The following is a 24,619-nucleotide window of genomic DNA, read 5'->3' on the forward strand; positions in this document are numbered from 1 at the left end:
ATTTATTTGGTGTACAAATCAACAACTGGTATGGCGGATGCACTGCTTAGAACCGAAAATCTAACGAAAAAGTTCGAGGGGCTGACCGCGGTCGATAACATATCATTCTCTCTTAATGAGGACGAACTTCTCGCCGTTATCGGTCCAAACGGAGCCGGAAAAACGACGTTCTTCAACCTCTTGACCGGAACGTTGGCACCAACCGACGGACACATCTGGTTCAACTCCAACGAAATCACTAATGCGTCCCCGAGCGAGATCGCACGCAAGGGGATTATTCGGTCATACCAGACGACACAGGTGTTTGAAGGATTGACCGTCCTAGAAAACGTCCGAATTGCGGTCCAATCGAATCACAATCCCTACGTCTTCTGGAACGACGCAAACGAAGACGAGGAGATGCTCTCCAAAGCAAGAGAGGCACTCGAACGAGTCGGACTCTGGGAGAAGCGCGACCAGGAAGCAGCGAATCTCAGTCACGGCGAGCAGCGAACGCTCGAGATTGCCATCGCACTCGGCGGTGATCCACAACTGCTCTTGCTAGACGAGCCGTCGAGCGGTATGAGTCCCGAGGAGACCGCGGACGTCATCGATCTGATCGGGAAACTCTCCAGCGACGATCTGGGAATTATCTTCATCGAGCACAAGATGAGCGTCGTGATGGAAGTCGCCGATCGGATCATCGTGTTACACCAGGGCCAGGTACTCGCCGACGGTCCTCCGGAGGAAGTGCGAAAGGACGAGCAAGTACAGCGGGTCTACCTCGGAGGTACAGAGGCATGAACGGCATGGCATTAGAAGTTGAGGATATCAACTCCTACTATGACAAAAGCCATGTCCTCCACGATGTTTCGCTAACCCTCGAAGAGGACTCACTGGTGACACTAATCGGACGCAACGGTGCCGGGAAATCAACGACGCTCAAGTCTATTATGGGTCTTGTCGATGTTCGATCCGGTTCGATACGGTACCGTGGCGAGGAAATAACGGACAACCAACCGCACGAAATCGCACAGCAAGGGATCGCCTACATTCCGGAGGAACGACGGGTTTTCCCCCAGTTATCTGTCGAGGAAAACCTCCGAATGGGACACATCGGCCACGATACATCCGGCGACGAGATCAGCGAGGACGTGTTTGACTATTTCCCCCGTCTGGAGGAACGTATCGATCAGAAGGCAGGTCAGATGAGCGGCGGCGAACAACAGATGTTGGCGATCGGTCGAGCGCTCGTCTCCGATCCCGACGTCTTGCTGGTTGACGAACCCACGGAGGGACTCATGCCGTCGTTGGTCGATCTCATCGGGAAGGCGCTGGAACGAATCAACAACGACGGGGTAAGTATCATCCTCGTCGAACAGAACGTTGACCTGGCGCTGTCGATCAGTGACCACGGATACGTCATTGACGAAGGGCAGATCATGGTCTCTGCGCCTGCTGCGGAGCTTCGAGAGGATGATGAGATCAAGAAACGGTACCTCACGGTCTGAAAACCCTCAACTCAAGTTCTGGTGAGCAATCGCTACAGAGTTTTCAGTTGATCCCGAGATTCGTCTCCGAACTTGCGTACTGACCGCCCGGAGAATCCTTGTTGGACTCTGTTCCCCGCTCTTCGGGGAAACTACTTTTGCCCTCCTCACAGAGGGTTTACCTATGTCACTCGATGGAACGACGTGTCTCGTCACTGGCGGAAGCTCCGGCCTCGGACGCGCTACTGCGCTTCGGGCGGCAGCGGCAGGTGCGTCAGTAGTCAACGCCGATATTCGCCGGGAACCGCGTGACGGTATCACCCCGACTGATGAACAGATCAAAGCCGACGGCGGCAGGGCAATCTACGTCGAGACGGACGTGACGGACCTCGAGTCCGTTCGGACCGCCGTCAACGCTGCTGTTGAGGAGTTTGGGAGTCTCGATGCCGTCGTCAACAACGCTGGTCGTGCCAAATCCTACGCGATCACCGACACCGACGCGCATAACTGGCAGGCGACGATCGAACTCAACCTCACAGGCGTCTATCACGGATGCCTCGCCGCAGTCGACCGGATGCTCGACGATAGCGGCGGCGCGATCGTCAATATTGGGAGCGTCTTTGGCGTCGTTGGGGCGCCAAACTCGGCGTCCTACAGTGCGTCAAAGGGTGCCGTTCTCGCGCTGACGCGCCAGATTGCTCGTGACTACGCCGATTCGGATATCCGCGTGAACGCCGTTTCGCCGGGATTCATCGATACACCGATGTTGCGAAGAGATACCCACGATGGTACCATTGAGTTCGCCGAGGGACAGACGCCGATGGGCCGTGTCGGCGACCCCAAGGAGATCGCCGATGCGGTGATCTACCTGATCGGAGACGGTGCCTCGTTCGTGACCGGACAGAACCTCATCGTCGACGGCGGATACTCGATGTCTTAATGTGTGATTATTGACCATTCCCAGTACAATAATTAACGGAGCTATGCATATGTGATGCATGGAGATCGACCTGAGTACGTACGACAGTTACGATGAGGCCTACAAACAATTCGAGTGGGAGATCCCGGAGACGTTCAACATCGCGGATGCAGTCTGCGGTCGCTGGGCCGACTACCCGGACGCTAAACGCCGCGTAGGACTCTTCTACGAGGCCGAAGACGGAACTCGAGAGACCTACACGTTCTGGCAGATCCAGCGGATCGCGAATAGAGTTTCGAATCTACTCACGGAAGTGGGTGCCAAGCGCGGAACTAGGGTCGGTATCGTTCTCCCGCAGCGCCCAGAGACCCTGTTCGCCAATCTGGGGGTGTTGCAACTGGGAGGAATCTCTGTTCCACTCTCGGTCCTGTACGGGATCGAGGGATTGCGATACCGGTTGGATCACTCGCAGACCGAAATCGTGATCGTCGACGAAGAACGTGCAGACGTCGTTGCAGAACTCCAAGAGGAACTCGATTACTTAGAAACCGTGGTCACCCTCGACGATCCTGACGAGATCGACGGTCAGCCTTGGGAACAGGGGATAGCGAATACCGCTCCCGATTTCGAGACAGTCGAAACGGATGCTGAGGATTCGGCGTATATCATTTATACGAGTGGGACGACCGGTAAGCCGAAAGGAGCCCATCATGCTCATCGAAAACTTTTGGGCTATATTCCCGGCTGGCAACTGATGAATGAGTTCCCCGGTGATGACGCAGTCCACTACACACCCTCGGGTTGGTCGTGGGTCGGGGGGCTGTTCGCGGTCGTCTGGGGGGCGTGGTATCACGGACAGCCGGTTGTCGGATACGGTGGACAGTTCGAACCGGAGACAGTCTACGAACTGATGGATCGATACGGCGTTACGAATCCGCTGTTGACGGCGACGATGGTTCGGATGATGACGGACGTCGATCACTCTCGATACGACCTTGACGTCGATGTGGTCCCAAGCGGTGGAGAGAAAGTGACCGACGATATTTTTAATTTCGTCGAGAACGAGTGGGACGCGGTCGTCAACGAAATCTACGGACAGACGGAGTGTAACTTCCTCGTCGGGACCAACCACGAACTGATGGATGGAAATCGAGAGGCCACCGGGAAACCGTGTCCGGGTCACACAGTCGCGATCATCGACGAGGAAACCGGCAAACGCAAAGATCCGGGTGAAATCGGCCACATCGCAGTCAAGCGACCGGATCCGTCGATGTTGCTCGATTACTGGAACCAGCCCGACCTGACGTCGGAGCTGTTCGTCGACGACTGGATGAAAACCGGCGATGCCGGTTCCTACGATTCTGACGGCTACATCTACTACGAGGGACGTGCCGACTCGGTGATCATTACCAGTGGATACCGTGTTAGTCCCCTCGAACTCGAGGAGTGCCTTCGGGAACACGATACCGTCAACGATTCCGTCGTTGCGGGTGTCGAGGACGAGGAACGCGGAACGATCGTCAAGGCATTCATCAAACCAGAACCGACGATCGATCCATCGGACGAACTCGTTTCGGAGCTCCAGGAGTTCGTCAAGGAGCGCGAAGCCGCCTACAAGTATCCTCGTGAGGTAGAGTTCGTAGAGGAGTTCCCGACGACCGCCTCCGGAAAGGTACAGCGGCACAAACTGGTGGAGTAGCTGTCCAACCAGTGCCGTCCATAGACGTCCGTTCTCGGGGGGACGGCGTTTGACCACGTTGTGAAACGCTGCTGAGAAGACGGTCTGGTCGTCCTGATTGTCGAGATACAGAGCGAAGACGACGTCACGTCTGCTGGCCATATTCGACGTTTGAATTTCGTGAAAGACGACCCAAGAACGTATCGCTCGGTTCCACAGGCCGTCGGAACGCGATGTTATCGATCCGGCCATCCATATTGGCGGTCTTTTGAACACCGTCTCGATAGCCATTTACGAGGCCAGACAGCGTATATGGAAACCACCTGCTACGAGATCATCGAACAGGTTTCGATCTCGGGCTCGTGGTCCAGATGAAACGACTTGGGTCCTACTGTTCAGCAAACGAGACGATTTCGTCGCGAATTAGTGGCTCTGAGGGAAGTTCGAACGTCTCTCCGTTCCCGAGGTGGCCAAAGTACAGCATATCACGGCAATCAGTCCGTAGCAATGAAAAGTTCGCATTCGGTCGCAGTCAGCGATTCACGGTGTGTATGGCCTCATTGCGCGCATTGGCAGTTGCCTCCATATCCCCCTCCGAGAGCGTCGGGTGGGTGTGAATGGTCGCGATAAGGTCTTCGATCCGCGCACCGAGTTCGATGGCGAGTCCGAGTTCGCCGATCAGCTCCGAGGCTTCGGGACCGACAACCTGACCGCCAAGAATGCGCTCGGTATCATCGTCGGCGATCACGCGAATAAAGCCGTTCGTCTTGTCGAGCGTCAACGCTCGGCCGCTCGCGTCGAACGGGAACTCGCCGACCATCGGCTCGAATCCCTGATCTTTAGCTTCCGTCTCAGTGAGACCGACGGTTGCGATTTCGGGGTCAGTGAACACGGCCGCGGGGACGGTGCGGTAATCGAAACCGGTCGATTCGCCTGCGAGCGTGTCCGCAACGATTTCTCCCTGTTTCGAGGCTTTGTGCGCGAGCATCGGTTCGCCCGCTACGTCGCCGATGGCGTAGATACCGTTCTGAGTCGTTTGACCGCGTCGATCCGTCTCGATGAAGCCGTTCTTGGTTCGTTCGATGTCAGCCGCCTCGAGATCGAGCGTCTCCGTCACCGGCTCTCGACCGACCGCGACGAGCACGCGCTCCGCTTCGAACTGCGACTCCTCGCCGTCGCTCGCCGTCGTCACGACGACACCACCATCGGTCTGCTCGAGATCCTGCGCTGCTTCGTCGGTGTGGATATCGACGTTGAGCGTTTCAGTCTCTGTGCGAACGATCGACGCGAGATCGGATTCGTAAGCCGGCAAAATCCGATCTAGCATCTCGATGACCGTGACGTCAGTTCCGAGTTTTGCGAACACCGTCGACAGCTCCATGCCGATGTAGCCGCCACCGATGACGATGAGACTGTCCGGCAGTTCAGGGAGCGAGAATACGTCGGCCGACGTCAGTACTGAGTCACCGTCGGGTTCGAAGCCGGGGATGGTAATCGGCCGACTTCCGGTTGCGATCACGGCGGACTTGAACGAGATACGTTCGGGACCCTCAGCCGATCCGCCTCGAACGATTACCTCGTTCGGAGAATCGAACGCTGCCGTTCCTTTGACGAGTGTAACGCCATTTGCCCTACACAGCTGTTCGACGCCGCTGGTTAGTCGATCGACGACGTCGTCCTGCCACGATCGGAGCTGTTCGAAATCGACCTCGACGGTTGCAACGAGACCCATGTGTTCCGCGGTACGGGATCGGTGGGCGAGATCAGCCGCGGTAACAAACGCCTTCGAAGGGATACAGCCTCGATTGAGGCAAACTCCACCATAGGCGTTGCGTTCGACGAGCGTGACGTCTTTTCCGCGCTGTCCCGCCCGAATTGCTGCGACGTATCCGCCGGGTCCGGCTCCGATTACGAGGACCTCAGTCGACACAGTTTGATCTGCACACATCGGCTCGTTTGTTCTCGACCCGCCTTCAAAACAGTGTGGTAATAATCGTCACGAAATGGCCGGCAGAATTGACGGTAGCACTTATTGCTGCATGAACATTCACGACACTGACGCGGCCACGTGGTATCTCTGCTGTATCGCCTATGGGACATCGCACAAACATGCGTTTAACCCAACGTTCATATTCGTGATTGGCGAATCCCTTCTCATGGGACTTGATGCCTTCTCTCTGGACGGGCGCGTCGCAGTAGTAACGGGCGGTAGCCGCGGTATCGGCGAAGAAATCTCTGTCGCGTTCGCCGAGGCAGGAGCGGACGTTGCACCTGTCGCCCGGTCGGAAGACGCCCTTGAGGCGACGGCTGACCGTATCGAAGACGCCGGTGGTACTGCTCACCCGCGTCCACTCGATGTGACTAACGTCGCGGCTGTTGAGGCGATGTTCGACGAGGTTGAAGCATCGCTGGGATCGGTCGACGTGCTCGTGAACAACGCCGGTACCAATCCGTTTTTTGGGAACCCACGGGATCTGGATATGGAGACATGGAATCAGATTCTGAACGTCAACGTTACCGGGGCGTTCCACTGTGCACGCGAGTTTGGCCGACGGGTCAACGGGACCGGTGCGCTCGTGAACGTTGCCAGCGTCGGTGGCGTCGTTGCACTCCCGTATCAGGCTCCGTATACGACCTCTAAACACGCTATGGTTGGGCTCACAAAGGCGCTCGCTGTCGACTGGGCGCCGCGAATCCGCGTGAATGCGCTCGCACCGGGATACGTGAAAACCGAGTTCACCAAGGGTGTCCGCGAGAGCGAGGGGATCCGACAAGACATCCTCGATACGATCCCTCAGGACCGCTTTGCCGAACCTGAGGAGATCGCCACGAGTGCGGTCTATCTCGCAAGCGACGCCGCTAGGTATGTCACGGGAGAGGTCCATGTCGCTGACGGCGGGATTGCAGCCAGGTGAGCATACCACAACCGACGGATGACCGTCGGTGAACGATGGCAATATCGTCTCGGTGTCGCGAAAAGCGCCGTCAGAGCGCGCCGTTGTCAGTAGTCGCGACGAGCAGGTTGTGAACATCGACGACAGCTACTGCTCCCTCCTCGTTCACCAACTCGACCCGCGCTGTCACGAGCCCCCATTCCTCGTTTCGCCGCTCCGTCGCAGTGATCTCTATCTCTCCGTGAACGGTCTCACCCGGAGAAACCGCCTCGAGGTAGCGGACGTCGTCGTGCCCGTAGTTCATTGCAAGCGCGGCGTCGCTCGCGACCGCATCGACGAGAAACCCATCGGCGATACCGAGAAGTAGCGTTCCCTGCAAGACGACGTCCTCAACCAGGGGGTGATCGGTGGCGTACGCTCGGTCGATGTGGATCGGATCCGTCGACCCCGACGCACCTACGAACAGTCGGATATCGGAGTCGGTTACGGTTCGCCCGTCGGTTTCGTACTGCTCTCCGGTCTCGAAGTCTTCGAACACGCGTTGCTCGCTCATCGATCGTACCGTAACGGCCGACAGTATAGAAGGTTGTGTCGTGCGTCACCAAGAGGCGTGGAGTGTCTGCTCGATTTCGTCGATAGACGGATCGAAGTCCGATGGCCCGAGATCTAAGAAGGCGTCATTTGCGGTGTGCTCTGCAACCTCCCGAATCTCATCCCTAGATGTATTCTCAAGGTCCCGAAGGCGTGTAGGTAATCCAAGACCATCTCGCACGATGTCAACGGCCTTGATGACCGCCTCCTCGGTGGTGTCGGTTTCCTCCGTACCGGTGACGAGTCCTTCGGCGAGCACCTGCGGTCTGCCACACCCTTCAGCGAAGATGAGTCCGAGTGCGTGAGGAACGATGACGGAATGGGCGACACCTTGCTGGATGCCGAATTGATTACGAAGCGCGTGCCCGAATGCGTGGACGATGTTGATCTTGTACGCGTCCGGCATCGACACCCCGTACTGGACGAGAATTGTTCCCATCACGGCCCGTTCCATCACTGTCGGGTCCGAAGCAGTTCGGAGTTGTGGAAGGGCCGACCGGAGATACTGGAGTCCCCGGATGGCTGTGGCGTCCGTCAAGGGATTGGCGAACCGCGAGTAGATCGCCTCGATTCCCTTGTCGAATCCGTTGATAGCGGAACCCGCCAAAACATCCGTTGGAGTCGTCTCGAACAGGTTCGGGTCGTAGAACAGTCCCGTTGCCATCAGTCGATCGTCGACAGGAATCGCTTCGATCGGACCGTCGTCTGTCGATACGACGAGTCCTGCTGCGACCGAAAGGTCCGCACCTGCCATCGTCGTCGGTACGTTGAATACCGGGAGAAAATCGTCGTTCGGGAGGTTCAGTTCGCCTCTTTCGATGACTTCGGCACGGACCTCCTCGAGCGATCGATTGGTGTTCGCAAATGCGCCGATTCCCCTAGCCACGTCGAGGCTACTTCCACCGCCTACTCCAACGACTGCGTCGGCGTCAGTTTCACGAACCCGTTCGATACCGTCGAATACCGTTGTGAGTTCCTTCTTTGGAGTGGTTTCGTCAAAAATCTCTACACATTTTTCACCGAGACCGTGCCGGAGCGGTTGCATTAGGTTCTCGGTTTGACCAACGGTACGACCACAAACTACGAGCGCGTTCTCGAGATCACGCTCTGCTAACACATTTTCGATCTGCTCGATGCACTCTCGGCCATAGTGTATTTCACCTGGTTTAAATTCGTGAGCAAACGCTGGCGTGTTGAATGCCATATCATACCACACACTTACATTCCTATATAACCCCTTCGCCACCGGTCGTGTTTAGTTTGTAGCATTGTGCCAGACGACGGAGGCTTGGAGCCACGATTCTGCTGTTGACGGTTGTGCATTGCTAAAACAGTTTGAGAACGAAGAGGTACAATATTTTATCACTCTAAAAACATGTTCAATACTGTTCCGATTCCCCTGTTTTTCGTATCGAAATCGGAGCCCAGACCGGCGGAGTGCAGTCCAGAGATGTTTTGCTCCATCGGCGAGAAATACGGCACCGTCGAAGTCATGTTTCTCAGTGAGTTCCTGCAGGAACCGTTCTGTCAACGCGGTCGTAGTCGTCAAATACAGCTGTATATGGAGTATATTGTTCGTTTCTGGATTGGCAGCAGTGTACAGCCAATAGCGATGTTCATCAAGTTGAATCACCGTCTCGTCGAGCGCGACGTAATTCAGTTCCTCGTCAACTACCGGCTGTAGATAACATTTGTGAATCAAATCGCGGACTGCCTTACGACTGCGCTCGACACCGAAATTATCTAATTCTCGAATAGTATTCGAAAGAGAGAGAGTCCAGCGGGGTAGAGTCGAATACCGAGCTCTATCAGCCGACGCGGTGTCCGCTCTCGTTCCACAAAGCTTAAATTGATCCAGTCGCTACATCCACTGAGGCGGTCGATTTTTGGTATAGAGCACACGAAACCGTACAGCCTCACTTTTCACACGTAACGAAACAGCGCCTCGCCGCCCTCACTAACATATTAGAGATAGACTGCTGACTACCACTGTACCGGTAGTTTCAGGTGGAACCCGCGGAAACTGCCGTGTAAATAATATTACCCCTATATCCGGAAGCCCGTGAACCACTTTTTGATTACGGATATCGCAACTGAAGCCTGTGATTTCAATGTTGGAATGGACGAGAAATTGGCAAAAGATAATTGGGATGGGATTTCAATACAGTGAATATAATTTTCTACTGGGATCTACATCCACAATTGACGGATTCTAGATATAGACGACCTGATTACCAATGCTGGACTTCTCGATCAACGTGTTCTTCGAGATGACTGGACACGATTCGGCCGTCTAAGGCACGTCGATGGCGTGTTCTTTAGGACTGCTAGAGGAAGGTGGCGAAATCCAGTACGCCGTAAGATTATAAATTGAAGACGTGTACATGAACATATGGTACACGATATCTCTGCCCAAATCAGTAGTGTCATAATCAAGAATTCAATCTCTGAAATCCGTTTCTCGATGAACGATATCGAATCAGAACTTGAGCATGATGTGAAGGGAGAGAAACTCAGGAATGCTCTCAAGCAGTTAGAGCAGGAGGGGTGGATCAAAGCGGATGAATCCTCTTCAGGAGAATACTGGAAAACTGGCCCCCTCGCTCTTCAGTACGGAGATATGGTGAAAAACACGGAAAGTTCTGGGGGATTGATCCCCGTTTTACCAAACGAGCGCGAATCGTAGGCAGATACATAACAAACCTTCGTATTGATGTGTTTTATGAATAAATCTACTCACTACCACCAGTCTGCCATCCAGTACGGGATGTCGATGCTGGATGCGTACAAGATCAAGTTGCTATCCATCTATGATCCCTCCCTCGAGAACGGTCGTCGCGTAGTTCGAGATTCTCATGTCGCTTCTCGCTCGTGTTTATACCGCTCGCTTCACCAGATTCCCCGCTGTATTCTAATCTTGATCTCCCGCTCGGTTTGTCGAGGATTCATCCCGCTTGGCGTGTAACTGACCGTCCACTATTGACAGCCTGAGTGGAAAGTAATCGACTTGTGGCTGTCTGCAGGCTATGAGTGGCTATCGTCATCGTACTGTAATCATTGCTTCTGACTTGTCCCCTCCGCGCGTTCTCGCCCAGTTCAAGAAATCAAAGGGGTATTTAGAAAAAATATAAATTATCAAAATATAAAATTAAGATTGTACAAATTTCGATGGATACTTTCCCATCCAATTTAATTAAATAGCTTACCCAGTACTAATTTAATAAATGATAGACATGAATGGTATAAAATGTATATTGATATAGATAGAGCGATAGGTAGGGATCGATTCTGTCTTAATATTCTGGGCAGATCCGATAAATATGCGGAATAGTCGATCTATGGGTGCTTGACTATTGGTTTAACTCTCTTTCGATTGAGTGCCGTTAGAACGCATTAGAAGCTGAAATATTAGGTCTAAGATCGTTATTTCTCGAGGTAAGATATATTGGTCTGTGTATTAAATATTAACTATATTAGTATAAATAAATTCTTTCATTATCGCGGTTACCCTCACATATAGTATCTAATCTGCCATTTTCTCCCCCGCCTATTGACAAAACTACCCCAACCAGTTAGGCGAGTTGCTTGTGTAATTCTCGTCCATACGTGTTATTGCCGTCCGATACCCGGACGGTGGCCCCGGGGGCGTTCGTGGGAAAACGACGGGGCCGTTTCCACTCGGTCACCACCAGATTGAACACTCCCAACGGGCGATCGACGGCTCGAGATCCCCGTCGATCGGCCAGCCAACTCGTCGCTCGAGGGCGCCGGCGTTCCCCGTTGTTCGTTCCTCGAGCGACGAACACACTGCGCTCGAGCGACGCGCGAATTTCTGCGGAAATCGACGGTCGACGCTCAGCGGTCCTTGGTAGCGGTCCCGTCGTGCAGCGTCGTGTCGAGCGAGCGAGTGCTCTCGCGCTCGAGCACGTCTCCAACCGTCACGACGTGGTCGGTCGACGGCGACCTCGGAGCCGTGGGTCCGGATACCCCGTCTGCAATCGCTACGTGTCACTGGAGATGACATCCCTGCGTTCGCCAATGCTGACGCTTTTAGCCGCCTGTGCGTTAGTACGCGGTATGTCACTGGAGCCGAGCGCCGATCCGGCCGCCGACCGACGCGCGAACTACGATTACCGGAGCGACGAGGTCGATCGTCCGGCGCTGGTCGACGACCTCGAGACCCTCGTCGACTGCGAGGTCCGTGCCGACTCCTACTCCCGCGAGCTCTACGCGACCGACGCGAGCGCGTACGAGATGACGCCGATCGCGGTCGCGTTCCCCCAGTCGACGACCGACGTCACCGGCATCGTCGAGTACTGCGCGGCGCGCGAGATTCCGGTGCTCCCGCGGGGCGGGGGAACGAGTCTCGCCGGGCAGACGGTCAACCGCGCCGTCGTGCTGGACTTTTCGCGTCACATGAACGAGATCCTCGAGATCGATCCTGACGCCCGGACGGCGACGGTCCAGCCCGGGACGATCCTCGGGACGCTAAACGAGGCCCTCGCGCCCCACGACCTGAAGTTCGCGCCCGACCCCGCGTGGGGCGACAAGAGCGCTATCGGCGGCGCCATCGGCAACAACTCGACGGGCTCGCATTCGCTGAAATACGGCAAGACCGACGCCTACATCGAGGAGGTGGAAGCCGTCCTCTCCGACGGCACCGTGACCACGTTCGGCGAGGTCACGCTCGAGGAGATTTCGGAACGCGCCGATCCGGACGGCGACCTCGAGGGCCGGATCTACGCCGAAGTCGAGCGCATCCTCGAGGAGGAGGGCGACCTGATCGAGGAGGCCTACCCCGACCTCAAACGCAACGTCTCGGGGTACAACCTCGACCGACTCGTCGCGGAGGCTCGCGGGAGTACCATGCCGGGCGGCGAAGACACCGGCGAACCCGGCACCGTCAATCTCGCGCGCCTGCTGGCCGGCAGCGAGGGGACGCTCGCCATCGTCACGGAGGCCACGGTCTCGCTCGAGTCCGTCCCCGAGACGAAAGCCGTCACCCTGCTGTGCTATCCGGAACTCCACGACGCGATGCGGGACGTCGAGCCGATTCTCGCCCACGACCCCGCCGCGGTCGAGGTCCTGGACGACGTGCTGATCGATCTGGCCCGCGACACGGCGGAGTTCGGGCCGGTCACCGAGATTCTCCCCGACGGAACGAACGCCGTCCTGCTGGTCGAGTTCTACGCCGAGGACGCCGACCACGGGAAAGAGCAGGTCGCGGGGCTGCTCGCCGACCGTCTCCCGTCGGCGACGCCGGCCGGGGAGCCGTCCGCGAGCGCACCCGAAACTGAGGCCGAGACGCTCGCTATCGAGGCGCTCGAGGCCTACGAGAAGGAGGAACGGGCACAGCTGTGGAAGCTCCGCAAGTCCGGACTCCCGATCCTGCTCTCGCGGACCACCGACGAGAAGCACATCTCGTTCATCGAGGATACCGCGATTCCGCCCGCCCAGTTGCCGGAGTTCGTCGAGGGCTTCGAGTCGATCCTCGAGGACCACGACACCTACGCCGCGTTCTACGCGCACGCGGGGCCCGGCGTGCTCCACATCCGGCCGCTGGTGAACACGAAGACCGAGATCGGAATCGACCAACTCCACGGCATCGCGGACGACGTCACGGACCTCGTGGTCGAACTCGGCGGGAGCGTCTCGGGCGAACACGGCGACGGTCGCGCCCGGACCCAGTGGAACCGCAAGCTCTACGGCGACGAACTCTGGCGGAGCTTCCAGGACCTGAAGACGGCCTTCGACCCCGACTGGCTCCTCAACCCGGGACAGGTCGTCTTCCGGGAGGACGACCCGACAGACCTGCGCGAGCACCTGCGGTTCGATCCCGACTACGAGTTCGAGACCGGCTTCGAGCCCGAACTCGTCTGGTCCAACGACAACGGGATGCAGGGGATGGTCGAACTCTGTCACGGCTGTGGCGGCTGTCGCGGCGAACAGGAGACGACGGGCGGCGTGATGTGTCCGACCTTCCGCGCGAGCCGCGAGGAGATTACCAGCACCCGCGGGCGGGCGAACGGACTCCGGCAGGCGATGAGCGGCGACCTCGAGCCCGGAGAGGCCTTTTCCGACGAGTTCGTCGAGGAGGTGATGGGGCTCTGTATCGGCTGCAAGGGCTGCGCCATCGACTGTCCGAGCGAGGTCGACATGGCGAAACTCAAGGCCGAAGTGACCCACGAGTACCACCAGCGCAACGGCTCGACGCTCCGGGATCGGCTCTTCGCGAACGTCGCGACCCTCTCGGCGTGGGGCTCGCGTCTCGCACCGCTCTCGAACACCGCGTCGAAGCTCCCCGGCGCACGCCAACTTCTCGAGGCGACGGTGGGGATCGACTCGAGTCGCTCGCTCCCGACGTTCCACGCGAACACGTTCCGGGACTGGTTCGAACACCGCGGCGGCGCGCAGGTTAACGAGCGGGAGGCCGACCGCAAGGTCGTCCTGTATCCCGACACCTACACCAACTACAACCACCCCGCGGCCGGAAAGGCCGCCGTTCGCGTCCTCGAGGCCGCGAACGTCCACGTCACGGTTCCCGACGACCTCGGCGATACGGGTCGTCCGGCGTACTCGAAGGGGTTCCTCGAGAAGGCCCGGGAGACGGCCCACGAGAACGTCTCGAAACTCTCACCGCTCGTCGAGGACGGCTGGGACGTCGTCGTCATCGAGCCCTCGGACGCGGTCATGTTCCAGCTGGATTACGGCGACCTGCTCACCGACGAGCGCGTGGTGCAGGTCGCCGACGCGACCTACGGCGTCTGCGAGTACGTCGACGCCTTCCGACTGGACGAGGAGATCGCCTTCGACGCCGACGCCGCGGGGGAGGCGCTCACCTACCACGGCCACTGCCACCAGAAGGCGACGCGAAAGGACCACCACGCGGTTGGCGTCCTGCGGCGGGCGGGCTACGCCGTCGAGCCGCTCGACTCGGGCTGCTGCGGCATGGCCGGCAGTTTCGGGTACGAGTCCGAACACGCCTCGATGAGCGACGCCATCGCCTCGATCCTGTACGAGCAGGTCGACGAGAGCGACGGCGAGCGCGTCGTCGCCCCCGGCGCGTCCTGTCGGACCCAACTCGAGAACCGGCCCGGCGCGACCGAGGAACCGCCGACGCCGATCGAACTCGTCGACGCGGCGCTCGAGTGATGCGACCGACCGGCCGTACCGAACGAGGGCATCCCCCGGAGGCCTATCGTTCTTCGTCGTCGAGCGCCTCGAGCGCCTCCCGTCCGACGTGAATAGCTCGCCGACCCGTCGGCGCTTGCGTGATGAGGACGCCGGCGGAGAAGTCGGGATTTCCCTCGTCGTCGTAGATCCCGTCGGGCCCCCTCCCGATCCGGACGGACTCGCGGATCGCGAACGTGGCCTCCCGAACCGCGTCGTCGCGGTCGGCCGCCGCGGCGACGTCCTGGAACTCGATCGATTCGTCGCGACGCTCCAGGCGCTCGAGGACGGCTTCGACGTAGTCGACGGGGGTGTCGGAATCGTAGATGTAGGTCCGGACGCGCATGATCGAGGTACGACCTCGTCGTCCTTGAACGCTGTAGTCTTCGCGCGGAACGCGGATATCGGGTGACTCGTCGCCACGGTAGCGGGCCGCGTCCCCTCACGGATGCGTAACGGAGCAACGTGATACCACACGGAAAATTTTTGGTTGCGGACTCGGGAGCATACGTCAATACCCCTCCATGAGTCTCCGGTTGCGGATCTGTGCCGTCCTCGGGGTGTTCGTCGGGATGAACGCCCTGTTCGTGTTCGCGCTCCTGTGGGCCTACGGCGTGTTGCTGCCCAGCGTCGTCGGTGGAGCCATCGTGTTGCTCCAGCACGGGACCGTCAGCGTCGACCTCGTCCGACTGCCCGTCTCGTGGTCGACGTCTCTGGTGCTGGTCGCCGGGTTTCTGGCGGCGCAGGCGTATTACGGCTATCGGCGCGTGCTCTCGGGCACGAGCGGCGCCGACGGTGACGAATCGCACGCGGTCGCGCGGACGGTGCGACGACTGGCGATGACCGTCGACGTCCCCGAACCGGACGTTCGCGTCGTCGACGACGAGGCGGCGAGTTGCTACACGATCGGTCGGCTGACCGACGCGACGATCGTCGTCACGACGGGCCTGATCGACCGACTGGATGCCGACGAACTGGAGGCAGTTCTCGCCCACGAGATCGCCCACATCGCCAACCGCGACGTGACGCTGATGACGATCACGACGCTGTTTCTGGAGATCGCCGACCGAACGTATCACGCCGCGCGGCTCGCACGGCGAGCGGTTTACGATCGAGACGCGCTGTCGGACCAGGGTCGGGTCGCGCTGCAGTGGTTTCTCCCGCTGGTCGTGCTGACGTACGTCCTCGTCGCACCCGTGATCTGGCTGTTTCCGATCGTCGCCGACTGGGCGACCCGGACGCTCTCGCAGACGCGAGAGTTCGCAGCCGACGACGCGGCGGCCCGACTCACGGGCGCACCGCTGGCGCTCGCAACCGCGCTGCTGACGCTCGCCGAAACGACGGAGACCCCGGCGACGGACCTTCGGCGGGCCAGGATCCGCGCCCTGTGTATCGTCCCGTCGGAACTCGTCACGGGCCGCAACACCGCCTCGCTGCCCACGATTCGGCGACCGACCGCGTCCGAGCAGCGCCGCGAACGGATCGCCGCGTGGCTCGAGGGGAGCACGCCCGCTTTCCGTGGGTCAATCGACTCGGCCGACACGCATCCGCCGGTGGCGGAACGGGTGCGGCGACTCTCCGCCATCGCGACCGAACTGGAGGGCGTATCGTGACCGGAACGCGTCGACTGCTGTTCGCCCTCGGCTGCATGTGCTGTCTGCTCGTCGTCGCCAGCGCGCTGCCCGCGGCCGATCCCCGACTCGAGTCGCCGGGGACGGGGGACGGCGGGACATCCGCCGGCGACTGGGAGTCGGTCGCGTCCTCGTCGAACCCGGTCGAGGACGTAACCGATACTGACGCCGATCGAGACGACGATAGCGGTACCGACGACCGCTCGCACGATATCGAGATCGAGGGCGATCTCGAACCGGGGAACGACGTCACGGTCTCGCTCGACGCTACCGGCCCCTTCAACGAGAAATCCGTCGAAGTGAACGGCGAATCGGTCGGGGAGACGGACTTCGGCTCGATCAGCGTCGTCGTCCCCTACGCGGAGGAGATGAACGTAACGGTCCCCGACACGAACCGGTCGCGGACGGTCGACGTCGAGACGGCGGCGACGATCGAGCCCGACGACGGGACCGTACCGGCTCGCGACCTCGAGGTGGCCGTCGCGGTCGGTTCGACGCCCGTCCCCGACGCGACGGTCTTCCTCGACGGCGAATCCGTCGCGACCACCGACGAGGACGGTGCGGCGACGGTCCCGCTTCCCGACGCGGCCCGTCCAGTCGACCTCCGCGTCGAACGGGGCCCCGTCGAGGGCGAACGCACCGTCGACGTCGCCGAACCGGAGATCGGATTCACCTCCCCGCTGCTGTTTCCGGGCTCCCCCGCACCCGTTCAGGTGTCGGCCGACGGGACCGCCGTCCCGGACGCGACGGTGTCACTCGAGAGCGGCGGGACGACGACGACCGACGACAGCGGCCAGACGCGAGTGTGGCTGCCGATCGACGACGCGGCGACGGTCACCGTCGAGGTCGGCGAGGAGACCGCGACGGCGACCGTCGAGAACCTCTACCTCCGGTTGACGGCGCTGGTCGTGTTCGGGCCCGGATTTCTCATCGGCGGGGCAGTGACGTACCTGCGCTTCGCCGCCACCCGCGAGCACCGTCGCAATCGCATCCCGACCGGGATCTTCGTCGGACTCGCGAATATGCTCGCGGGGCTCTCGGATGTACTGGGACGGCGCGCGAACCCGTTCAGCCAATCCCGACTGCCGTCGATATCGTCGATACCGATGCCGTCGGTCTCGATTCCACGTCTCGGCATCGGCAGCGGGCTTCGCTCATTCGGCACTGCATTCTCGTCGCTCGGCACCGCGTTCGGGACGCTGCCGTCGCTCGGCTCGCTCCTCCGCGGGCCGAACCGATCGGAGAACTTCGTCGGGTCGCTGTTCCGTGACCGATTCGGGTCCGACGACGAGCGCGAGGACGCGGACGATTCCGCGGCCGATCGTAACCGTCCGCAACTGGCGGACGAGTCGCTCGCACCGCGCGGCCCGCGCGCGGAGGTCCGAACGGCGTGGCACGCGTTCCTCGATCGACTGGACGTCGAGGGGCGGGAGACGCGGACGCCGGGACAGGTAGCCCGCGACGCGCTCGCCGCAGGGTTCCCGGCCGCGAGCGTGACCCGACTCGTCGCGATCTTCCGCGACGTCGAGTACGGCGATCGCGAACCGTCGCCGGACCGCGTCGAAGCGGCACGGGCCGCGGCGGACGACTTGATCGACCACGAGGTCGATTCGGACGAGGACGAGGGGGGATCGGAATGAGCGGGCGTCGCCGATCGATCACCGGATCGTGGCGCGACCTGACCGATCGGATCGCCTCGGCCGATCCCGAGCGCGTCGCCGTCGCGCTGGTCGCGGGCGGCGTCACGCTGGCGGCCGGAACGGTGCTGCTCGGCGGATTCGTCCCGTTCGGTGGGGCGCTCACCGATCTGTTGTACCCGCTCGCGGTCCTGCTTCCGGCGATCGGCGTCGCGATCGTGATCGCCGCGCTCCGGTGGGCGTGGGGGAGCGCCCAGTCGACCGTCCCGACGATGGTCGAGGGCCCGCCGCCCGAAGCCGCCACGACCCGTACCGAGCGGCAGGTCGGTCGCGAGACGGGATGGCGACTCGACACCGCGGCCCGCGGCTGGTATCGGTGTCGGACGAACGACGGGACCGCGGCGGTCCACGAGCGCCTCGTCGAGGGTGCGGTTCGCGTCGTCAGCACCGGACGCGGACTCGAGCCCGAGGCGGCCCGCGAGGCCGTCCGCTCGGGGACGTGGACCGACGATCCGGTCGCCGCGGCGTTTCTCGCGGACGATCTGGGCCAGCCGATCCCCGAGCGACTGCGCGGCGCGGTCGATCCCGGCGCGGCCCATCACCGTCGTGTGCGGCGCACGCTCGAGGCGATCGACGCGATCGAGACCGGAACGCGTGCGGCCGACCGGCAGGAGGCGGATCCATGAGCGAGCGCGAAATCGACCGGCTCGACCGCGGCGAGTGGGGACTCGTCGCCGCGTTATCGCTCGCGGGAATCGGTATCGTCGTCGGCAGCCAGCTGCTCGTCGCCGCTGCCACGGTGCCCCTGTGGTACGTCGTCGCCGCGGGGGACCCGGCAGGACGCGACGGTGCGCCTCCAGCGTGAACTCGCCGTCGACGACGGTGCCGACGGCGAGTCGGGCGGTTTCGACACCGGACCGGACGGCGACTCCGGCGACCCCGGCGACACCGTCACGGTGCGAACGACCGCCCGGAACGTCGGCTCGGAGCCGATCGTCGATCTGCGCGTCGTCGACGGCGTTCCGGAGGCGCTGCCGGTCGTCTCGGGATCGCCCCGGACGTGTGTTACCCTCGAGCCGGGCGCGGAGGCGACCGTCGAGTACGCGGTCGAACTGTGCCGCGGCGAGCACGCGTTCGGCGACGCGACGATCCGGACCCGCGATCTCACGGGGACGGTAGCGGAGACGTGGACGGCGAGCGTGGCCGGTGACGAGACGGTTCGCTGTTCCCCGCCGGTCGAGACGGTGCCCCTCGGCGGCGGGACGAACGATTACGCCGGCGAGGTGCCGACCGACGAGGGCGGCAGCGGCGTCGAGTTCTACGCCGTCCGGGAGTACCAGTCGGGCGACCCGGTCGGCGCGATCGACTGGCGTCGGTACGCCGGCACGCGGGAGCTGGCGACCGTCGAGTACCGGGCCGAGCGGGCGACCCGGATCGTCTGCGTCGTCGACGCCCGATCCAGCCAGTTTCGCGCGGCGACGACCGGACAGCTTCCGGCGATCGAACTCTCGGGCACCGCCGCCGAGCGAACCCTCGAGACGCTCGTGGCGGGGGGCCATCCGACCGGCGTCGTCGGCGTTCACGACCGCCAGCTATCGACCGTTTCACCGGGGGCCGATCCGACGACGCGACGGCGCGCGGTGGACCTGCTGCGTGCGACGTGGGGAGCCGACTCCGTCGGCACGACCAGCGCCCGAACGCGACAGGGGGACCCGCTCAAGACCCTCCCCCAGCTACTCCCCGGCGAGGCCCAGGTGTACCTGTTTTCCTCGTTCGTCGACGATACGCCGGCCGAACTCGTCGAGGCGCTCCGGGCGCGCGGCTACGCCGTCCGCGTGATCTCGCCCGACGTCACCGGTAGCGACGACGTCGCGACGCGACTGGAAGCGCTCGATCGACGGAATCGGCTCGCCCGCGTTCGGGCGACCGGCGCTCGCGTCGTCGACTGGCAACTCGAGCGACCGCTCGGGCTGGTGTTGCACGATGCCATCGGGGAGGCGGGTGATCGATGAGCGTCGACGAGCGGCTCCCGTCGACGACGGCCCGAGCGATCGTGCTCGCCGCAGTCGTCGGCACGCTCGCGTTGACCGTGCACGATCCGATGGCGGCCGCCGGTATCGCGGCCGGACTCGCGCTCGCGGCGACGATACGCGGGTTTGCAGGCTCGCTCTGGCGCGTGACGGTCGCGTCGGCGGTACTACCGGCGGTCGTCCTCGGGGTGGTCGCCGCCTTCGGGAGCGGAACCGGGGCCCTCGGTATCGCCCTGTTACTCGCGGGAACGGTCGTCGGCGTCGCCCTCGGGTACATCGACGCGGCGTGGCCGACGCAGTCCGCGTTGCTGCGTGCGGGAACGGGCGCGCTGTTCGCTGGGATCGCCGCCTGTATCGCCACCGTGCTCGCGTTCTGGACCGCGACGGTCGGCGGTCTCCAGCCGATGCTCGAGGCGGTGCTGTGGGCCACCGGCCACGGTATCGCCGGCCTGCTCGGCTGGATCGTCGTCGCCGGCCTCCTCCTGGCCGGTAGCCTGCTCGTCGTCCCCTCGGCCGCGTTCACCGAACCGCGACGTCGGGACGCACACGTTGCGCTGCGAAAACTGCTGCTCTGGCGGCTCGGGATCGGCGTGATCCTGCTGCTCGTCGTGCTCGTACTGACGGCACTGATCGCCGTGTTCGTGCCACCGCTCCAGTCGCTCCTCGAGGGGATCGCCGGCAGCACCGTCGTTCGCGGACTGATTACCGCGGTGGTCGTTTCGGGGGCTGCGTTCACCGTTCTGGGCGGTATCGCCCGGAACTCGTGGTACCGAACGGACGAGCGAGGCAACGCCATCGTCGCGGTCGTCGGCGGATCCGCGTTCGGGGTCGGAGCGTCCGCTGTGGCAGCGGGTATCGGTACTCGCGCCGGTCCGATCGGCTCGAGCGACGCCGCGATGCTGTTCGGGGCGACGGCGGTCGTTCTCGGGGGCGGATGGTTCGTGCTGTGGTGGTACGCCGAAGCGATAGAGACGGTTGGCATCCCCAATCCCGCGAGCACGATCGCCGCCGGGCTCGCAGTCGGCGTCGTCGCTATCGCCGTGAGTACCGATTCGGCCGCCACGGGGGTCGAGGCAGTCCGGACGGCCGTGCCGTCGCTCGTCGCACTCGCGGCGGGGCTGTTCGCGTACGACGTCGGCCGTTACGGGCGGGTTCTCGCGCGAGAAATCGGTTCGGCGGGCGCGTCGCGCCGGCCACAGCTCGCCCGGATCGGCTGGAGCGGCGGCGTCGCAGCGGTCGCCGTTCCCGTCGCCGCAGGCGGGTTGTGGCTGGCGACGGTCGCTTCTCCGACGCTGTCGGTGCCGGCGACGGCGGGGGTCCTCACTGCCGTCGTGACGATTGCCGTCAGCGCGCGGTTACTGCTCCGGTGAGGGCGGCTCCATCGACGGAACGTCGACGTCGTCCAGTACGGACTCGATAACTGCACGTCGAGCGGTTCCCTGAACGCTCGCTTCGGGATGCAAGACGAGTCGATGAGCGAGCGCGGGGCCGGCGATGCGGTTGACGTCGTCGGGAACCACGTAATCCCGGCCGTCGAGGACGGCCGCCGCCCGACTCACTTCGAACAGCCGCTGGACGCCCCGCGGCGAGACGCCGACATCGACGCGACCGTCCCGACGCGTGGCCCGACAGACTTCGCCGATGTAGTCGCGGACCGGGCCGTCGACGGTGATCGATTCGGGGACGCGTTGCAGTTCGAGGACCGCCTCGCGGTCGACGATCGGTTCGACGGTCGGATCCGGGCGGTCGCGGTCCGCGCGCCGGTCGATCAGTTCGCGCGTTCCGTCCGCGTCGGGGTAGCCGAGCGAGGTCTTCACCATGAATCGGTCGCGCTGGGCCTCCGGCAGTTCGAACGTCCCCTCCTGCTCGACGGGGTTCTGCGTCGCGATGACGACGAACGGGTCGGGGAGGTCGTGCGTCTCGCCGTCGACGGTTACCTGCCCCTCTTCCATCGCTTCCAGCAGCGCGGACTGGGTCTTCGGCGGCGCGCGGTTGATCTCGTCGGCCAGTACGACGTTCGCGAACACGGGCCCGGGAGTAAAGCGAAACTCGCCCGTGTCCTCCTCGAACACGTACGATCCGGTGACGTCCGCGGGCATGAGATCGGGCGTAAACTGAATGCGGGAGAACTCGAGGCCGAGTGCAGTGGCGAACGAGCGGGCCGTCAGCGTCTTCCCCGTTCCGGGGACGTCCTCGAGCAACACGTGGCCGCGGGCGAGCAATCCGGCGGTGACTTCCTCGAGGACGGTTCGGTCGGCGACGACCGCGGAGAGGATCTCGTCGACGACGGCTTCCGCGGTCGTCGCAGCGTCGGGGACTGACATACCGAGTATCCGTTCCTACGAGAACTTATAGTTCTCGGGAGATCGACACGTGACGACTCGCGGCCGGGTTCGGGCCGCCCCATCGTCCCGGTTACCGCCTGTCGTACCCGGTTTCGCGGTCCGCATCGAGGACGGACGCCCCCTCTTCCGGCGTCCGTTTCGTGACGGTCGCGAGGAGTGCGGTGGCGACGCGCTCTCGATCGCCGTCGAACGGGATCCACCGCCTGCTCCGGTTCTCGCTCGAGCGGTCGATCCGTCGCCGGGGAGTGCCGAGACGATTTCGGACGGACTCGAGTGCGGAGTCTCCGTCGGCCGTCGGTCGATGACCGACGGTCCCGTTCGGTAACTAGCTGCTACGGGCTCGTTCCACGGCTCGTTCGGCTCACACCGTCCGACGGCTACGTCTCGGTCGTCCCGGACTCGCCCTCGAGTCGGTCGTAGTTGTCGTCGATGACGTCGACCGTCGTGAGAAACGCCCCGAGGATGACGGGCCCGAAGAACAGGCCCATGACGCCGAACGCGTAGACGCCACCGAGGACGCCGAGGATGATGACCGCGGGGTTGAGTTTGGCGTAGCGGTCGACGACGATGGGTCGCAGGTAATCGTCCGAGATGCCGACGATGACGGCGCTGTAGGCCGCCAGCGCGACTGCGAGGACCGGTTCGCCGGTCAGCAGCAGGTAGCCGACGGCGGGGCCCCAGACGAGGAACGCGCCGATCAGGGGGATGAGCGCGAGGATTATCATGACGAACGTCCAGAACGCGGCGTTCGGAATGCCGGTCGCGAACAGCCCCAGTCCGGCGATGAATCCCTGGATGATCGCGATCAGGACGTGGCCGGCCAGGACCGCCCACATGACCTCAGAGAGTTCGCCGTAGAGGTCGTCCTGGACCTCCGCAGGCAGCGGCGTCATGTCGTGAAGCCAGGCCATCAGGTCGTCGCCGTCTTTGAGCAGGTAGTAGACGAGAAAGAGCGCCAGTCCCAGTCCGATGAGGGCGTGGGTGAACGCGCTGAACCACGCGGTCGAGCGCTCGAGGACGGCCGTTCCGATCTGTTGGGCGGAATCCGTCACCGTCGACGCGATGTCGACGGACTGTCCGGTCTGCGATTCGATCGCGGCCTCGAGGTCGGCCAATCGGAGGGATTCGGCGTCGGCGTTCTGGAGCATCTGCATCGCGTCCTCGGCGAACAGGCCGATGACGAGGACGAACGGAATGATGAACGCGACGACGGCGAGTACGACGAGCGCGAACGCCGCGAGCGTCGGGGAGAGGCGTCTCTCGAGTCGGCGCTGGAGCGGATAGAGGACGAACGCGATGAGTACGGCTCCAAGGACGTACTGCAGGAACGGCGTTACGAGTTGCCACGACAGGTACGCCATGACGACGATCAGTGTCAGGAGATACCCCTTGCTGAGGTTCACACGACCGACATCCACGACGTGTCAGATAAAGTTGGACCAGACATATCCAGCGTCGGGACTGTCGTACTCACTCGTCACACGTCTTCAAGGGTCTGGTACGCTAACACACCACTGAATGTCGACCCAGCTCGATCCCCTCTCTCTCTCGGCCGATTTGCTGTACGCGGTCAAGACCGAGGGTGACACCGACTGGCTGCAAGAGCACCTCGCGACGCTCGAGCAGGCGCACCTGAAACGCGCGCTCGCCACTCGCGAGGGGAAACTCGCCTTCTGGCTCAACTGTTACAACGCCTACGCGCAGTTGCTCCTCGAGACGAATCCGTCGTCGCTCGAGGGCAACGTGCTCCGGCGCTGGAAGTTCGTCTCTCGCGATCGGATTCCGATCGGCAGCGTCTGGGTGAGTCTCAACGATATCGAACACGGGATGCTTCGGTGTTCGAAACACCCCTGGGGATTCGGCTACCTGCCCCGGCCGTTCCCGTCGTCGTTCGAACGGCAGTTCCGGCTCCCCGAGTGTGACCCGCGGCTCCATTTCGCGATCAGCCACGGCGCAGAGCACTGCCCGCCGGTCACGGTCTACTCGCCGAGGGACGTCGACGCGGAACTGGATATCGCCGTCGAGTGGTTCCTGGAGGAGAACGTCGGATACGACCCGGAGGGCGACGTCGCCACCATTCCGCGACTGTTCCGCCGCTACCGCGGCGATTTCGGCGGCGCACGCGGCATTATCGAGTTCCTCCGGGAGTACAACGCGATTCCGGCCGGTGCGAGACCGTCGCTCGAGTACGAACGGGCGAGCCGGCCGCCGGACCTCGAGTTCGACGTCGAACTGGACGATCTCCGGCCGTAAGC

21 protein-coding genes and 1 pseudogene are annotated in these 24,619 nt (G+C 62.1%); 15 read left to right on the plus strand and 7 right to left on the minus strand.

Annotated features, from left to right (window positions below; genetic code table 11):
* The first annotated feature begins 30 nt into the window (after window positions 1-30).
* From ACSFC7_RS07795 to ACSFC7_RS07810, 4 genes are all read left to right on the plus strand, one after another.
* The gene (locus tag ACSFC7_RS07795; RefSeq protein WP_436347146.1) at window positions 31-783 is read left to right on the plus strand and encodes an ABC transporter ATP-binding protein; all 753 of its coding nucleotides are present in this window, start codon (window positions 31-33) and stop codon (window positions 781-783) included.
* Window positions 780-1,490 (plus strand): ABC transporter ATP-binding protein, encoded by a 711-nt coding sequence (locus tag ACSFC7_RS07800; protein WP_436347147.1) that lies wholly within the window; start codon window positions 780-782, stop codon window positions 1,488-1,490. The genes ACSFC7_RS07795 and ACSFC7_RS07800 overlap by 4 nt, the downstream gene beginning before the upstream one ends.
* A 163-nt stretch (window positions 1,491-1,653) precedes the next feature.
* Window positions 1,654-2,409 carry an SDR family NAD(P)-dependent oxidoreductase gene (locus tag ACSFC7_RS07805; RefSeq protein ID WP_436347148.1) on the plus strand — a complete coding sequence of 252 codons (756 nt, stop codon included), beginning with the start codon at window positions 1,654-1,656 and terminating at the stop codon, window positions 2,407-2,409.
* A gap of 58 nt (window positions 2,410-2,467) precedes the next feature.
* Window positions 2,468-4,087, plus strand: a complete 1,620-nt coding sequence (locus tag ACSFC7_RS07810; protein WP_436347149.1) for an acyl-CoA synthetase — start codon at window positions 2,468-2,470, stop codon at window positions 4,085-4,087.
* 511 nt (window positions 4,088-4,598) lie between these two features.
* On the opposite strand, the gene lpdA is transcribed toward ACSFC7_RS07810, so the two are convergent.
* Complete coding sequence (gene lpdA, locus ACSFC7_RS07815; RefSeq protein ID WP_436347150.1) at window positions 4,599-6,014, minus strand: dihydrolipoyl dehydrogenase; 1,416 nt, start codon at window positions 6,012-6,014, stop codon at window positions 4,599-4,601.
* A gap of 208 nt (window positions 6,015-6,222) precedes the next feature.
* On the opposite strand from lpdA, the gene ACSFC7_RS07820 reads away from it, so the two are divergent.
* Window positions 6,223-6,981: an SDR family NAD(P)-dependent oxidoreductase gene (locus ACSFC7_RS07820; RefSeq protein WP_436347151.1), complete on the plus strand. Its 759-nt coding sequence runs from the start codon at window positions 6,223-6,225 to the stop codon at window positions 6,979-6,981.
* 70 nt (window positions 6,982-7,051) lie between these two features.
* Here the strand turns inward: ACSFC7_RS07820 and ACSFC7_RS07825 are convergent, their stop codons facing one another.
* The 3 genes and pseudogenes from ACSFC7_RS07825 to ACSFC7_RS07835 form a co-directional block, all read right to left on the minus strand.
* Window positions 7,052-7,513 (minus strand): MaoC family dehydratase, encoded by a 462-nt coding sequence (locus ACSFC7_RS07825; RefSeq protein ID WP_436347152.1) that lies wholly within the window; start codon window positions 7,511-7,513, stop codon window positions 7,052-7,054.
* Between the two features lie 45 nt (window positions 7,514-7,558).
* Window positions 7,559-8,755, minus strand: coding sequence for an iron-containing alcohol dehydrogenase family protein (locus tag ACSFC7_RS07830; RefSeq protein ID WP_436347153.1), 1,197 nt, complete (start codon window positions 8,753-8,755; stop codon window positions 7,559-7,561).
* 51 nt (window positions 8,756-8,806) lie between these two features.
* Window positions 8,807-9,444 (minus strand): annotated as a pseudogene (locus tag ACSFC7_RS07835) (IS6 family transposase).
* 499 nt (window positions 9,445-9,943) lie between these two features.
* On the opposite strand from ACSFC7_RS07835, the gene ACSFC7_RS07840 reads away from it, so the two are divergent.
* Both ACSFC7_RS07840 and ACSFC7_RS07845 read left to right on the plus strand, forming a co-directional pair.
* Window positions 9,944-10,237 carry a hypothetical protein gene (locus ACSFC7_RS07840; protein WP_436347154.1) on the plus strand — a complete coding sequence of 98 codons (294 nt, stop codon included), beginning with the start codon at window positions 9,944-9,946 and terminating at the stop codon, window positions 10,235-10,237.
* Window positions 10,238-11,628: 1,391 nt separating this feature from the next.
* Window positions 11,629-14,703 (plus strand): FAD-binding and (Fe-S)-binding domain-containing protein, encoded by a 3,075-nt coding sequence (locus tag ACSFC7_RS07845; protein WP_436347155.1) that lies wholly within the window; start codon window positions 11,629-11,631, stop codon window positions 14,701-14,703.
* A gap of 43 nt (window positions 14,704-14,746) precedes the next feature.
* On the opposite strand, the gene ACSFC7_RS07850 is transcribed toward ACSFC7_RS07845, so the two are convergent.
* Window positions 14,747-15,067 (minus strand): hypothetical protein, encoded by a 321-nt coding sequence (locus tag ACSFC7_RS07850; RefSeq protein WP_436347156.1) that lies wholly within the window; start codon window positions 15,065-15,067, stop codon window positions 14,747-14,749.
* A gap of 178 nt (window positions 15,068-15,245) precedes the next feature.
* Here ACSFC7_RS07850 and ACSFC7_RS07855 point away from each other — a divergent pair, with 178 nt between their 5' ends.
* The 6 genes from ACSFC7_RS07855 to ACSFC7_RS07880 are packed head-to-tail and all read left to right on the plus strand — an operon-like array spanning window position 15,246 to window position 21,389.
* Window positions 15,246-16,334 carry a M48 family metallopeptidase gene (locus ACSFC7_RS07855; RefSeq protein WP_436347157.1) on the plus strand — a complete coding sequence of 363 codons (1,089 nt, stop codon included), beginning with the start codon at window positions 15,246-15,248 and terminating at the stop codon, window positions 16,332-16,334.
* Window positions 16,331-17,992 carry a DUF4129 domain-containing protein gene (locus ACSFC7_RS07860; RefSeq protein ID WP_436347158.1) on the plus strand — a complete coding sequence of 554 codons (1,662 nt, stop codon included), beginning with the start codon at window positions 16,331-16,333 and terminating at the stop codon, window positions 17,990-17,992. Before ACSFC7_RS07855 ends, ACSFC7_RS07860 begins: the two co-directional genes overlap by 4 nt.
* Window positions 17,989-18,675: a DUF7269 family protein gene (locus tag ACSFC7_RS07865; protein ID WP_436347159.1), complete on the plus strand. Its 687-nt coding sequence runs from the start codon at window positions 17,989-17,991 to the stop codon at window positions 18,673-18,675. The genes ACSFC7_RS07860 and ACSFC7_RS07865 overlap by 4 nt, the downstream gene beginning before the upstream one ends.
* Entirely contained in the window at window positions 18,672-18,854 is a 183-nt protein-coding gene (locus ACSFC7_RS07870; protein ID WP_436347160.1) for a hypothetical protein, read from the plus strand. Before ACSFC7_RS07865 ends, ACSFC7_RS07870 begins: the two co-directional genes overlap by 4 nt.
* Window positions 18,838-20,001: a DUF58 domain-containing protein gene (locus ACSFC7_RS07875; RefSeq protein ID WP_436347161.1), complete on the plus strand. Its 1,164-nt coding sequence runs from the start codon at window positions 18,838-18,840 to the stop codon at window positions 19,999-20,001. Before ACSFC7_RS07870 ends, ACSFC7_RS07875 begins: the two co-directional genes overlap by 17 nt.
* A complete protein-coding gene (locus ACSFC7_RS07880; protein WP_436347162.1) occupies window positions 19,998-21,389 on the plus strand; it encodes a hypothetical protein in 1,392 nt (463 codons plus the stop codon). Before ACSFC7_RS07875 ends, ACSFC7_RS07880 begins: the two co-directional genes overlap by 4 nt.
* Here the strand turns inward: ACSFC7_RS07880 and ACSFC7_RS07885 are convergent.
* Window positions 21,375-22,343 carry an AAA family ATPase gene (locus ACSFC7_RS07885; protein WP_436347163.1) on the minus strand — a complete coding sequence of 323 codons (969 nt, stop codon included), beginning with the start codon at window positions 22,341-22,343 and terminating at the stop codon, window positions 21,375-21,377. The two genes, ACSFC7_RS07880 and ACSFC7_RS07885, sit on opposite strands and share 15 nt — an antisense overlap.
* A 49-nt stretch (window positions 22,344-22,392) precedes the next feature.
* Between ACSFC7_RS07885 and ACSFC7_RS07890 the strand changes: the two genes are divergently transcribed.
* Window positions 22,393-22,689 carry a hypothetical protein gene (locus tag ACSFC7_RS07890; RefSeq protein WP_436347164.1) on the plus strand — a complete coding sequence of 99 codons (297 nt, stop codon included), beginning with the start codon at window positions 22,393-22,395 and terminating at the stop codon, window positions 22,687-22,689.
* A 52-nt stretch (window positions 22,690-22,741) separates the two neighbouring features.
* On the opposite strand, the gene ACSFC7_RS07895 is transcribed toward ACSFC7_RS07890, so the two are convergent.
* Complete coding sequence (locus ACSFC7_RS07895) at window positions 22,742-23,767, minus strand: AI-2E family transporter (protein ID WP_436347165.1); 1,026 nt, start codon at window positions 23,765-23,767, stop codon at window positions 22,742-22,744.
* A gap of 115 nt (window positions 23,768-23,882) precedes the next feature.
* Here ACSFC7_RS07895 and ACSFC7_RS07900 point away from each other — a divergent pair, with 115 nt between their 5' ends.
* Complete coding sequence (locus ACSFC7_RS07900) at window positions 23,883-24,617, plus strand: DUF547 domain-containing protein (RefSeq protein WP_436347166.1); 735 nt, start codon at window positions 23,883-23,885, stop codon at window positions 24,615-24,617.
* Window positions 24,618-24,619 lie beyond the last annotated feature (2 nt).

The sequence above is a fragment of the Natronorubrum halobium genome, from assembly GCF_051351675.1.
Taxonomy (GTDB): domain Archaea; phylum Halobacteriota; class Halobacteria; order Halobacteriales; family Natrialbaceae; genus Natronorubrum.